Raw genomic sequence first — 12,706 nt, 5'->3', positions numbered from 1 at the left:
CTGCCGTCTCGTGCACTATGGGTGCCATACCCCCACCACAGCACAGAGCCCCGGAGAGCAGCCGCATGAGCACCATTGACTCCGCCTGGGTCTCGCGGTGGGCGGTCTGCCTCGTCGACCCGCTCGTGGACACCGAGGACCGGGCCGAGATCGACCACCACGTGGCCGCCCTCGTGGGCGCCGCCCCGCACTGGTGGGCGGCCTACGCCGCCGGCTTCATCTCGGACCTCGTCGCGACCCTCGACCCCGAGGACCCGTGGCGCTCCCTCACGGTCCGGGACGGCCGCGTGCTGCTGCCGAACGGGAAGCCGTTCGGGAACGCGGAATCGTTCGCGGACCTCGTCCAGCCGGCCCAGGGAGACGTGCGCGCGGACCTCGGGCTCGCCGCGGTCCGCAAGCCGCTCGAACCCCTCGCCGCCGAGCTGCTCGCCACGGCCGGAACAGGCCGGGCGCGCGCGGCGGAGTTCCTGAAGGCGCATCTGGCGGGCCGGGAGGGCCTCGGGCCCGTCGAGGCGGACGATTTCTTCCGCATCACCGCCGCCGCGGTGCGGTTCGCCGTCCACCGCCGGCGCGAGTTCTTCGGCCACGAGGACCCTTTCGTGCTCATCGACGGGCAGCTGTGGGTGGACCGGGCTCGGCGCGTGGTCGCGGGCGAGTCGCTCGATGACGGGCGGATCGCCCGGCATGTGGCCAACAACAGCGTGGAGCCCGGGTCCTACAGGATGATGGCGGGCCCGGCGGCGGTCTGACCGAGCGCGGGGGATCCCAGGCCGATGCGTCCCCGCGGTGCCCGGCAGTCCGGGCACTGGACCTCCTCGGAAACGCGCCAGCCGAGCCCCACCGCCCGCCTGCAGGCCGCATGCGCCGGCAGCGGGAGCGAGAGCTCCCGGGACGCAGGGCAGCCGTGGCCCCGGCCGTCGCAGACGAGGGTCGTGGCCGCGGAGGATCGGATCGCCATGGTCTCCCCTTTCCGAGAGAGCGCCGGCGGTGCGCCGGCTGCGTTCTTGGAGCAGTGAAACATGAGACGTTGTACATGTCCAACGTTTGGCTGCGGCGCGCCGCGATCCTTGTGCTGGCGCGATTTGTACATGTCCAACTGCTGGTAGGGTTGAGCCAGATTCTCCGGACAGAGACCAAGGAAGCGTGTCATGGACATAGACGACCTGCGCGGCCAGGCCGTCGCGGCGTTCCGCGACCTCGAGGTACCAGACTCCGTGACCTTCGAGTCCCTCCGGGAGCTCCTCGAGGAGGACCGCGGCAAGAGGATCGTCATCCGGCCCGTCAGGCATCTGGGCCAGGACCGCGTCTCGGGCCTATGGCTCTCCCTCCCGCGGACGGACCTCATCCTCCACGCCGAGACGGCATCCGAGCTCCACCGCCAGCAGATCATCCTGCACGAATTCGCCCACATGGTCCTCGACCACGGCCTGCGCGAGGACGGGACCCAGTTCGCCGCGCTCCTGCCCGAGCTCGACCCGGAGGTAGTGGCCCGGTGCCTCGCGCGCTGCCAGGACCACTCGCATGAGGAGGTCGCCGCGGAGGCCCTCGCAGACCTCTTCGCCGCGGCGATCGCCCGCACCCGCAGGGCCAGCCGGGACGAGCCGCTCAACTTCCGGGGCGTGTTCGGATGATCGCGACGATCGCCGTCCTCGCCCCCTGGCTGCTCGCGGCGTCCCGGCTGCGCGCCGCGCTGCGGCGCCGCCACGATGCCGTCTTCATGGTCGCGCTCCCTTCGGCCCTCGCCGCGACGGCCAACCACCCCACGGTGGCTGCGGCGATCGAACGGGGCACGGGAATGCCCGGCCTCGCCACGCTCCTCAGCGGCGCAGTCATCATGGTGGGCTTCGGGCTCTTCCGGTCCGCGATCGTCAGGGCAGTGGTGGCAGAGGAAGAGCAGGACCAGATCCTCCACCGTGGGCTCCTCCAGACGACTGCCTCTGTGACCGTCTTCTGCGTCTCCTTCGTGTGCGCGGCCCTCGCCGGATCCCTCACGCCCGCTCCCGGCGCGTCGAAGCTCCCGCTCGACGCCGGCGCGGTGAGCGATGTGGGCGTGTTCGTCTTCATGGCCACCATGTGCGTCTTCCTCATGGCGGTGGCGGCCGAGGTGTGCGCGGTGTGCGTCAGGTACCTGCCGGACATGGCCTCGGGCCTGTTCAGGGTCGGCTTCACGGCAGTGGCCGCAGGCTGCGGGCTCGCCGTCGTGGCCCTCACGGCGAAGCTCCTGCGGCAGGTGGCCGTCCTGACGTTCATCGGCCTCGAGCACGGGCCCGCGCTCGAGGCGGCCTTCGACGCCCTCAAGGCCGCGGTCGCCGTCCTCCTCTCCGTCGGCCTCATGCTCCCCTCCCTCTCCGGCCGCGTGGCCCAGTGGCAGGTCTACGAGCGGTACCGCCTGGTCCGCCTGCACCGGCTGTGGTGCCGGACGGCGGACACGAGGGTCGTGATCGACCGCGTGGCCCCGCTCCGGGGCGCCATGAGCCCCAACCCCAGGGCGCGCCTCCACCGCGCGCTCGTGGAGATCCTCGACAGCAACCTCGTCGCCGAAAGCCAGCTCCTCCGTCCCCGGGACGCCGAGCTCATCCGCAAGACAGAAGGGGCCCTCTATGCCTGAGCATCCCTCCCATCGGCCCGAGGTGCTCCTCGCCGAACGGCTCACGACCCTTCTCGACGTGGTCGAGGCCGAGGGCGGCAGCCGGTACACGTTCCCGCAGATCAAGGAGGCCATGGAGGCCCGCGGCGTCCACATCTCCCGGCAGCGCTGGCACTACATGCGCGCCGGCACGGGCCCCATGACCACGGACGCGAAGCTGCTCGAGGCCCTCGCCGACTTCTTCGGGGTGCCCGTAGGTTTCCTCACCGAGGCTGACGCCGAGATGCCGGTCCGCGTCTCGGCGCAGCTCGAACTCCTGCGCGCCCTGCGCGAGGCGGAGGCCAAGAGCTTCGCCGCGCGCACCCTCACGAGCGGCCTCTCGCCCGAGACGCTCCTCGAGATCCGGGACATCATCGACCAGACCCTTGACCGCCAGTCCCGCGGGGAGGACTGACCAGCCCGGCCAGCCCGCGCGCGGCTGCCGGCCTACGCCCCCGGCGCCTCCCCGCCGTCGCCCGCACCGCCGTCGCCTTCTGCACTGCCGGTGATGTTGACGAGCCAGGCCGTGCCGAAGCGGTCGGTGAGCATGCCGAACGTGTCACCCCACGGGGCCTTCTCGAGCGGCACGGCCACGGCGGCCCCGTCGGCGAGCCGGTCCCAGTAGGCGCGCAGCTCGGACTCGTCGTCGCCGGAGAGCGAGACGGAGATGCTGCTGCCCTGCGTGTAGGGCATGCCCGGCGGGGTGTCCGCGCCCATGAGCACCAGACCGCTGCCCGCCACGAGCATCGCGTGCATGACCTTGTCCGGGTCCAGCTGGCCGTGCTCGCCGCTGAGGTCCGCGCCGGTCTCCTCGGGCTGGAACTCGCCGAACGTGCTGATGGTCAGCTCGCCCCCGAACACTGACTGGTAGAAGTTCATCGCCTCGCGGGCGTTGTCCCGGAAGCTCAGGTACGGATTGAGGATGGCGGGCACACCGACTCCTTCGTCGTGGCGGCCCTTCGGGGCCGTGTCGAGCACTGACACGGGGAAGCCTACGGCCGGCGGCGCTGCGCGGGAAGGGCCCCGCCCACCTCCGGACGGACTCCCTCTGCGACGCGCCTTCGCGCCCCCTTGGTCGAGCTGTCTAGGTGTTGCGGGTCATGAGGTTGTTGACGCCCGCACGCGTGCCAGCGTGATGGAGGAAGGGTCTTCCACGGCAGGATGAGTAATCGCCAAAAAACTCGCCTGACCGAAGGAAGACCCGTCTATGACCCACGGTAACGCCCCGCTGTCCATCGAGGGGCGCCGGCGCCTCGTCCAGCGCTGCGAGAACCGCCCGATCGCCCATGTCGCCGCGGAGATGGGCATCTCCCGCGCCTGCGCTTCGAAGTGGGTCAACCGCTACCGCCGGCATGGCGAGGTCGGCCTCCGGGACAGTCCGTCCGCGCCGAAACGCCAGCCCACCGCCACTCCTGCCGAGGTGATCGCCCGGATCGAGGCCATGCGCCGGGGCAGGAAGTGGTCCGCGTCCCGGATCGCCCACGAGCTCGGCACCGAGGGCACCCGCATCAGCACCCGCAGTGTGACCCGGCACCTGGATGCCCTGGGCCTGAACCGGCGCCGATTCATCGACCCGAACGGGGAATCGAACCGGGAACCACGCAAGATCCACGCCCGGTGGCCCGGGCACATGGTCCACGTGGACGTGAAGAAGGTCGGCCGCATCCCCGACGGGGGCGGGCACCGCGTCCACGGCCGCGGCAGCGCCCAGGCCAAGGCTGCCGACCGGGCCAAGACCCGGGGCGCCAAGGGCGGGTACGTGTACCTCCACTCCGCCGTCGACGGGCACACCCGCATCGCCTACACCGAGGAACTGCCCGACGAGAAGGCCACCACCGCGATCGGCTTCATCACCCGAGCCAAAGCATGGTTCGCCGCGCACGGGATCACCTGGATCCACCGCATCGTCACCGACAACGGCTCCTGCTACCGCGCCCACGACTTCGCCCACGTCCTCCAAGGCGCCCGCCACCAGCGCATCACCCCCTACACGCCCAGGCACAACGGCAAGGTCGAGCGCTACAACCGGATCCTGGCCGAGGAGTTCCTCTACGCCCGCGAATGGATCTCAGAACACCAGCGCGCCGAAGCCCTGTCAGTCTGGAACGTCCACTACAACTACCATCGACCGCATACTGCCGTCGGAAACCGGCCACCAGCCGCCAAGGCCCGAACCGCCGTCACCAACGTCATGGCCTCATACATCTAGGCGACGCGCGCGGTCAGGTCCACGACGTGCGCCTGCGCGGCCATCTCCCGGATCCGCGAGATGGCCGCCTTGACCGCCTCGATGGTCGGGAACGGCCCCAGCTCGGCCAGGACAGTGCCCTCCGAGCACGTGAACCTGATGCGGTAATGCTCCGGCACCCCCGGGTCGCTGTGGACTTCGAACATGATGCAACCCCCTTGCCCCTCGATGGATGGACTGAACCCCTGGGTCACCACGCTAGCCCGAGGCGGCAGTGACTCACACCACTACCCGGGGGTACAGCCGGAGCGGGCTGCAAATATGACATTCATGACGCGGGTTTTTATGCATGACATCTCGGTCAAGACGCCGGACTGTAGTATCCGCGGTCACCCGCCCGCGATCGACTGCACGACGAGGACCTCCTGTCCGTCCCGCACCGGGGTCGCGAGCCCCTCCAGGCGGCGCACATCCTCGCCCCCCACGTAGGCGTTGACGTGCCGGCGCAGGGTCCCCCGCTCGTTCCGGAGCCGGCGGCCCAGGATCGGGTACTCGCGCCCGACGGCGTCCAGCGCCTCCCCCACGGTCCTCGCCTCGGCGGCGGGAACCTCGAGTGAGCTCCGTCCGCCCGCGGCTGCAGCGAGGACCGAGGGGACCACGACGGTGACGGCCACGCCTAGGCCACCGGACCGGCGTCGTGCGCCCCCTGCGCGCCAGCGCCCGCCCCGTCCTGCGCCGCTCCGCGCCCGCCTGCGACCACCGCCGCGCGCACGCACAGCACATCGGGGAGGCGGGCGGCGACCTCGTGGAAGGTCTCGCCCTCGTCCGCGCTCGCGTAGACGGAGCCGCCCCGCGTGCCGAAGTACACGCCCACGGGATCGGCCGTGTCCACCGAGGCCGCATCGCGGAGCACCGTGTTGTAGTCGCGGGCCGGGAGGCCGGCGTCGAGGATGCGCCACGTGGCTCCCGCGTCGTCGGTGCGATGCACGGCGAGGTGCCCCTCCGGGGCCACGCGCTCCCAGTCGGAGACGAGCGGGACGACCCACGCCGTCCCGCTCCGCCGCGGGTGGGTGAGCATGACGAAGCCGAAGTCCGCCGGGAGCCCGTCCGCGATCGAGACCCACGTGTCCCCGCGGTCATCGCTGCGGTACACGCCACGGTGGTTCTGGGCGTAGAGGCGCCCGTCAGTGTCCGCGGCGATCTTGTGGACGCACTGGCCCACCTCGGGGTTCGGGTCCGGCAGGAAGTAGGCCGAGATGCCGTGGTTGCGGGCTGTCCAGGACGCGCCGGCGTCCGTGGTGCGGTACACGCCGCCGGAGCTCATGGCCACGTGGACCAAGGAGTCGTCGTCGGGGTCCGGCACGATCGTGTGCACGGCCGCGCCGCCCGCTCCCGCGCCCCACTGGTCCCGGTCCGAGTGGCCCCACAGGGCGCGGTTGAGCTCGAACGATTCCCCGCCGTCCGTGGACTTCCACACCGAGATGGGCTCGGCGCCTGCCCAGACGACTCCGGGACGGTGCTCGGCGTCGGGGCGGATCTGCCAGATCCTCTCGACCGCCGCGTCCGTGCCCTCGGGGAAGACCACCGAGCCGCTCTCGGGCTCCGACCACGTGGCCCCGAGATCGTCGGAGTGGACCACCGTCGGTCCGAAGTGTTCCGAGCGCACGCCGGCCAGGAGGCGGGTCCGCCCCCCGCGGGTGTCGATGCCCACCGAGGGGATCTCCTGCATGAGGAACTGCGGCTCGCCGAGGGTCCACGTGGTGCGGTCCCTGCTTGTGGCAAGCCAGAGGCCCTTCTTCGTGCCGATGGCCAGGACGTACTGGGGGGATTCCATGGCGCCCATTCGAGCATTGGCGCACGACGCCGGGCAAGGGCTCGGGCAGGCGACTCGCCTCGCGCGGCGTGGGGCGGCGGAACCGGGGCGAGCCGCCGGTGGGACGAAGCAGTGCGAGGGCGACCCCGGCGGGGCGACACAGTGCGACGGACTGCTCCGGCTACTGGCGCGGGGGCGGGCCCGGCTGTACTGTGCAGGTGTGTCCCACCGCAAGGGGAATAGGTCCCGGCAAGGGCCCTACCACCAAGCGGATGCGTCCTAGGCGTCGCAGCGGGCACCCGGAGCCGCCCCGGAGCGCGTACCCCCCCAATTTCGCGCTCCGGGGCTTTCCTGTGCCCTGCCTCGGGTGGCGGGGCCGTGTCACCGGGGGCGTGTTGCGGGTGGTGGGTTGGTTAAGTGGTGAGGACCCCCACCGTGTGGTGGGGGTCCTCGTGAATGGTTGTCCGGCGGTGTCCTACTCTCCCACACTCTCTCGGGTGCAGTACCATCGGCGCTGTGGGTCTTAGCTTCCGGGTTCGGAATGGGACCGGGCGTTTCCCCCACGCTATGACCGCCGTAACCCTGTGTCCCGTCCCCGCCGGTGGCGGGGTGGGAAGCGTGTGGGTCCGTGGTCGGACTGTATTCGGTTGTGGCGGCTCCCCCGGGGGGCGGGGGGTTTGTTGTCTGGGGACCGTAGAGTGGACGCGTGGCAGTGTTCTCTCCGCACCCCCGGGTGTGGGGGTGGTGTGTTGAGGTTGTCGGCCTATTAGTACCGGTCGGCTTCGCAAGTCTTCAGTCCTTGCTTCCACGTCCGGCCTATCAACCCAGTGGTCTGCTGGGGGCCTCTCGGACCAGAGGTCCATGGAAATCTCATCTTGAAGCGGGCTTCCCGCTTAGATGCTTTCAGCGGTTATCCCATCCGAACGTAGCCAACCAGCCGTGCACCTGGCGGTACAACTGGCACACCAGAGGTTCGTCCGTCCCGGTCCTCTCGTACTGAGGACAGCCCTTCTCAGATTTCCTGCGCGCGCAGCGGATAGGGACCGAACTGTCTCACGACGTTCTAAACCCAGCTCGCGTACCGCTTTAATGGGCGAACAGCCCAACCCTTGGGACCTACTCCAGCCCCAGGATGCGACGAGCCGACATCGAGGTGCCAAACCATGCCGTCGATATGGACTCTTGGGCAAGATCAGCCTGTTATCCCCGAGGTACCTTTTATCCGTTGAGCGACGGCCCTTCCACGAGGTGCCGCCGGATCACTAGTCCCGACTTTCGTCCCTGCTCGAGATGCCTCTCTCACAGTCAAGCCCCCTTGTGCACTTGCACTCGACACCTGGTTGCCGACCAGGCTGAGGGGACCTTTGGGCGCCTCCGTTACCCTTTGGGAGGCAACCGCCCCAGTTAAACTACCCATCAGGCACTGTCCCTGACCCGGATCACGGGCCGAGGTTAGATGTCCAAAGCGACCAGAGTGGTATTTCAACGATGACTCCACCCGGACTGGCGTCCGGGCTTCACAGTCTCCCACCTATCCTACACAAGCCGCTCCGAACACCAATACCAAACTATAGTGAAGGTCTCGGGGTCTTTCCGTCCTGCTGCGCGTAACGAGCATCTTTACTCGTAGTGCAATTTCGCCGAGTTCACGGTCGAGACAGCGGGGAAGTCGTTACTCCATTCGTGCAGGTCGGAACTTACCCGACAAGGAATTTCGCTACCTTAGGATGGTTATAGTTACCACCGCCGTTTACTGGGGCTTGAATTCTCCGCTTCGCTCCGAAGAGCTGACGGGTCCTCTTAACCTTCCAGCACCGGGCAGGAGTCAGTCCGTATACATCGTCTTGCGACTTCGCACGGACCTGTGTTTTTAGTAAACAGTCGCTTCCCCCTGGTCTCTGCGACCCCTACCCGCTCCCCGCAGCGCGTGCGGTTCACGGTTGGGGTCCCCCTTCTCCCGAAGTTACGGGGGCATTTTGCCGAGTTCCTTGACCGTGATTCTCTCGATCGCCTTGGTATTCTCTACCTGATCACCTGTGTCGGTTTGGGGTACGGGCGGCTGGGACCTCGCGTCGATGCTTTTCTCGGCAGCATAGGATCACCCGATCCCCCCGTGAGGGGGTCCCGTCAGATCTCAGGCTTCGTGCGCGGCGGATTTGCCTGCCGCGCGCCCTACATCCTTGGACCAGGTCTACCATCGCCTGGCCGGGCTGCCTTCCTGCGTCACACCTGTTAATACGCTTGCCTCGCAGCTCTGGGTCCCGCGCGCACCCCCCGGTGCAGGTCCCGAAGGACCCGCGGTGGGGGGGATTGGGCGGTCAGCATCGGCTGTCCGGCATGGGCGGTCCTTCGCCGGTACGGGAATATCAACCCGTTGTCCATCGACTACGCCTGTCGGCCTCGCCTTAGGTCCCGACTTACCCAGGGCAGATTAGCTTGACCCTGGAACCCTTGATCATCCGGCGGACGGGTTTCCCACCCGTCTTTCGCTACTCATGCCTGCATTCTCACTCGTGCGGCCTCCACCACTCGGTCACCCGGCGGCTTCGCTGCCCGCACGACGCTCCCCTACCCAGCCCCACCCCTGAACCACGAAGGCTAGGGTTCACGTGGGACTGCCACGGCTTCGGCGGTGTGCTTGAGCCCCGCTACATTGTCGGCGCGGAATCACTTGACCAGTGAGCTATTACGCACTCTTTCAAGGGTGGCTGCTTCTAAGCCAACCTCCTGGTTGTCTGGGCAACTCCACATCCTTTCCCACTTAGCACACGCTTGGGGGCCTTAGCCGGTGGTCTGGGCTGTTTCCCTCTCGACTACGAAGCTTATCCCCCGCAGTCTCACTGCTGCGCTCTCACTTGCCGGCATTCGGAGTTTGGCTGACGTCAGTAACCTTGTGGGGCCCATCGGCCATCCAGTAGCTCTACCTCCGGCAAGAAACACGCAACGCTGCACCTAAATGCATTTCGGGGAGAACCAGCTATCACGGAGTTTGATTGGCCTTTCACCCCTACCCACAGCTCATCCCCTCCATTTTCAACTGAAGTGGGTTCGGTCCTCCACGACGTCTTACCGTCGCTTCAACCTGGCCATGGGTAGATCACTCCGCTTCGGGTCTAGACCACGCCACTGAACGCCCTGTTCAGACTCGCTTTCGCTACGGCTCCCCCACACGGGTTAACCTCGCGACATGGCACTAACTCGCAGGCTCATTCTTCAAAAGGCACGCCATCACCGGTACAGCGCCCAAGGGCGCAGCCGGCTCTGACGGTTTGTAGGCGCACGGTTTCAGGTACTGTTTCACTCCCCTCCCGGGGTACTTTTCACCTTTCCCTCACGGTACTGGTCCGCTATCGGTCATCGGGTAGTATTCAGGCTTATCAGGTGGTCCTGACAGATTCGCACGGGATTCCTCGGGCCCCGTGCTACTTGGGGACATCCGCAAGGGCGGCAGACAAGCGTTACGGCTACGGGACTCACACCCTCTCCGGCCGGCCGTTCAAGACCGTTCGCCTACACTCCTGCACCACACCCCCGGCCACCGGCAGATGACCGAAGCAGAGCCCCACAACCCCCGACGCGCAACCCCTGCCGGGTATCACGCACGCCGGGTTTGGCCCCATCCGCGTTCGCTCGCCACTACTGACGGAATCACTGTTGTTTTCTCTTCCTGCGGGTACTGAGATGTTTCACTTCCCCGCGTTCCCCCCACACCGTCTATGCGTTCAACGGCAGGTCACCACACCACCTCTCGGCGCATGGCGGGGTTTCCCCATTCGGACACCCTGGGATCACAGTCCGGTTATCGACTCCCCCAGGCTTATCGCAGATTCCCACGTCCTTCATCGGCTCCCGATGCCAAGGCATCCACCGTGCGCCCTTGGAAACTTCAACACAGAAGAAAACCAAGGACACCCACACGGGGCGCCCTACAAATTCAATTCGGCAAAACAACACCGCGCCACCCCGCCCCGGCCCCGGGACACGCCCGGGAACAGGGACAAACGGCGACGCGGCAGAAGAAATTGCTAGATGCTCGCGTCCACTATACAGTTCTCAAACAACAAACCACTCGACCCGCACCACGGCGCGCGCACAGCGCACCGCAGCCCAGGAAGGCAGCCACCAGGGCTGTTGCCCCAGGACCCAACAGCGTGCCAAGGACCCCACCCCCACCCGGGCACCCCCGCGCTCTCCAGCCCACCCCGACAAGGCCGGGGAGGGCGTACTGGCGCACAGGGCACACCGTGCAGGGCACGGGCCACGAATCCGTTGACGTTCCACCCATGAGCACCCACCGGAAGACATGCGCTCCCGCAGCGGGCATTCACCTGGCACCGGACGCACCGGCCTGTGCAGGCCGGCACCCCAGATGCGAGGGGCTCCTTAGAAAGGAGGTGATCCAGCCGCACCTTCCGGTACGGCTACCTTGTTACGACTTAGTCCCAATCGCCAGTCCCACCTTCGACGGCTCCCTCCCACAAGGGGTTGGGCCACCGGCTTCGGGTGTTACCGACTTTCGTGACTTGACGGGCGGTGTGTACAAGGCCCGGGAACGTATTCACCGCAGCGTTGCTGATCTGCGATTACTAGCGACTCCGACTTCATGGGGTCGAGTTGCAGACCCCAATCCGAACTGAGACCGGCTTTCTGGGATTGGCTCCACCTCACAGTATCGCAACCCTTTGTACCGGCCATTGTAGCATGCGTGAAGCCCAAGACATAAGGGGCATGATGATTTGACGTCGTCCCCACCTTCCTCCGAGTTGACCCCGGCAGTCTCCCATGAGTCCCCACCCGAAGTGCTGGCAACATGGAACGAGGGTTGCGCTCGTTGCGGGACTTAACCCAACATCTCACGACACGAGCTGACGACAACCATGCACCACCTGTGAACCGGCCCCGAAGGGAAGCCCCATCTCTGGGACGGTCCGGCACATGTCAAGCCTTGGTAAGGTTCTTCGCGTTGCATCGAATTAATCCGCATGCTCCGCCGCTTGTGCGGGCCCCCGTCAATTCCTTTGAGTTTTAGCCTTGCGGCCGTACTCCCCAGGCGGGGCACTTAATGCGTTAGCTGCGGCGCAGAAACCGTGGAATGGCCCCCACACCTAGTGCCCAACGTTTACGGCATGGACTACCAGGGTATCTAATCCTGTTCGCTCCCCATGCTTTCGCTCCTCAGCGTCAGTTACAGCCCAGAGACCTGCCTTCGCCATCGGTGTTCCTCCTGATATCTGCGCATTTCACCGCTACACCAGGAATTCCAGTCTCCCCTACTGCACTCCAGCCTGCCCGTACCCACTGCAGACCCGGGGTTGAGCCCCGGGCTTTCACAGCAGACGCGACAAGCCGCCTACGAGCTCTTTACGCCCAATAATTCCGGATAACGCTCGCGCCCTACGTATTACCGCGGCTGCTGGCACGTAGTTAGCCGGCGCTTCTTCTGCAGGTACCGTCACTTGCGCTTCTTCCCTACTGAAAGGGGTTTACAACCCGAAGGCCGTCATCCCCCACGCGGCGTCGCTGCATCAGGCTTCCGCCCATTGTGCAATATTCCCCACTGCTGCCTCCCGTAGGAGTCTGGGCCGTGTCTCAGTCCCAGTGTGGCCGGTCACCCTCTCAGGCCGGCTACCCGTCGTCGCCTTGGTAGGCCATCACCCCACCAACAAGCTGATAGGCCGCGAGCCCATCCAAGACCGCACAAGGCTTTCCACCCCCCACCATGCGATGAGGAGTACTATCCGGTATTAGACCCAGTTTCCCAGGCTTATCCCAGAGTCAAGGGCAGGTTGCTCACGTGTTACTCACCCGTTCGCCACTAATCCACCCCCGAAAGGGCTTCATCGTTCGACTTGCATGTGTTAAGCACGCCGCCAGCGTTCATCCTGAGCCAGGATCAAACTCTCCGTCAAAAAAACAGAAACCAGCCGGACAGACGGGAAAACGCCCACCCCGGCCAGCAAATCCAAAACTGGCAAAAACAAGACGACCACACCCACGGGGGTGGGCAGGCCGCCCAATGTATCAACCAAAAAAATGGCATCAACGAACTTGGCACACTATTGAGTTCTCAAACAACAGA

General features: G+C 66.5%; 10 protein-coding genes and 3 rRNA genes. 5 read left to right on the top strand and 8 right to left on the bottom strand.

Translation table 11 applies throughout. The annotated features are described in order from the left end of the window. Positions 1-65: 65 nt before the first annotated feature. A complete protein-coding gene (locus ABCQ75_RS07140; protein ID WP_345884256.1) occupies positions 66-749 on the top strand; it encodes a hypothetical protein in 684 nt (227 codons plus the stop codon). Here ABCQ75_RS07140 and ABCQ75_RS07135 read toward each other — a convergent pair. Continuing rightward, positions 716-958 (bottom strand): hypothetical protein, encoded by a 243-nt coding sequence (locus ABCQ75_RS07135; protein ID WP_345884255.1) that lies wholly within the window; start codon positions 956-958, stop codon positions 716-718. The genes ABCQ75_RS07140 and ABCQ75_RS07135 overlap by 34 nt on opposite strands. A gap of 190 nt (positions 959-1,148) precedes the next feature. Here ABCQ75_RS07135 and ABCQ75_RS07130 point away from each other — a divergent pair, with 190 nt between their 5' ends. The 3 genes from ABCQ75_RS07130 to ABCQ75_RS07120 are packed head-to-tail and all read left to right on the top strand — an operon-like array spanning position 1,149 to position 3,041. Beyond that, positions 1,149-1,631, top strand: coding sequence for a hypothetical protein (locus ABCQ75_RS07130; RefSeq protein ID WP_345884254.1), 483 nt, complete (start codon positions 1,149-1,151; stop codon positions 1,629-1,631). Continuing rightward, complete coding sequence (locus ABCQ75_RS07125; protein WP_345884253.1) at positions 1,628-2,608, top strand: hypothetical protein; 981 nt, start codon at positions 1,628-1,630, stop codon at positions 2,606-2,608. The genes ABCQ75_RS07130 and ABCQ75_RS07125 overlap by 4 nt, the downstream gene beginning before the upstream one ends. After that, the gene (locus ABCQ75_RS07120) at positions 2,601-3,041 is read left to right on the top strand and encodes a hypothetical protein (RefSeq protein ID WP_345884252.1); all 441 of its coding nucleotides are present in this window, start codon (positions 2,601-2,603) and stop codon (positions 3,039-3,041) included. Before ABCQ75_RS07125 ends, ABCQ75_RS07120 begins: the two co-directional genes overlap by 8 nt. 32 nt (positions 3,042-3,073) lie before the next feature. Here ABCQ75_RS07120 and ABCQ75_RS07115 read toward each other — a convergent pair whose 3' ends face one another. Then, entirely contained in the window at positions 3,074-3,559 is a 486-nt protein-coding gene (locus ABCQ75_RS07115; protein ID WP_345884674.1) for a VOC family protein, read from the bottom strand. 274 nt (positions 3,560-3,833) lie between these two features. Between ABCQ75_RS07115 and ABCQ75_RS07110 the strand changes: the two genes are divergently transcribed. Beyond that, positions 3,834-4,835 (top strand): IS481 family transposase, encoded by a 1,002-nt coding sequence (locus ABCQ75_RS07110; RefSeq protein WP_345884251.1) that lies wholly within the window; start codon positions 3,834-3,836, stop codon positions 4,833-4,835. Here the strand turns inward: ABCQ75_RS07110 and ABCQ75_RS07105 are convergent. From ABCQ75_RS07105 to ABCQ75_RS07080, 6 genes are all read right to left on the bottom strand, one after another. Next, a complete protein-coding gene (locus tag ABCQ75_RS07105) occupies positions 4,832-5,020 on the bottom strand; it encodes a hypothetical protein (RefSeq protein ID WP_345884250.1) in 189 nt (62 codons plus the stop codon). The genes ABCQ75_RS07110 and ABCQ75_RS07105 overlap by 4 nt on opposite strands. 183 nt (positions 5,021-5,203) lie before the next feature. Continuing rightward, positions 5,204-5,488, bottom strand: coding sequence for a MoaD/ThiS family protein (locus ABCQ75_RS07100; protein WP_345884249.1), 285 nt, complete (start codon positions 5,486-5,488; stop codon positions 5,204-5,206). Between the two features lie 2 nt (positions 5,489-5,490). Continuing rightward, entirely contained in the window at positions 5,491-6,657 is a 1,167-nt protein-coding gene (locus tag ABCQ75_RS07095) for a WD40/YVTN/BNR-like repeat-containing protein (RefSeq protein ID WP_345884248.1), read from the bottom strand. Positions 6,658-7,089: 432 nt separating this feature from the next. Further along, positions 7,090-7,206: ribosomal RNA gene (gene rrf / locus ABCQ75_RS07090) — 5S ribosomal RNA — on the bottom strand. A 167-nt stretch (positions 7,207-7,373) separates the two neighbouring features. Next, positions 7,374-10,518, bottom strand: a 23S ribosomal RNA gene (locus ABCQ75_RS07085). Between the two features lie 496 nt (positions 10,519-11,014). Then, positions 11,015-12,536: ribosomal RNA gene (locus tag ABCQ75_RS07080) — 16S ribosomal RNA — on the bottom strand. Together the 16S, 23S and 5S rRNA genes form the textbook arrangement of a ribosomal RNA operon. Positions 12,537-12,706: the final 170 nt, after the last annotated feature.

It is taken from the genome of Sinomonas halotolerans (assembly GCF_039615075.1).
Lineage (GTDB): Bacteria > Actinomycetota > Actinomycetes > Actinomycetales > Micrococcaceae > Sinomonas > Sinomonas halotolerans.
Note: the sequence above shows the minus strand (reverse complement) of the source record. Positions and strands in the feature narration are given on the sequence as shown.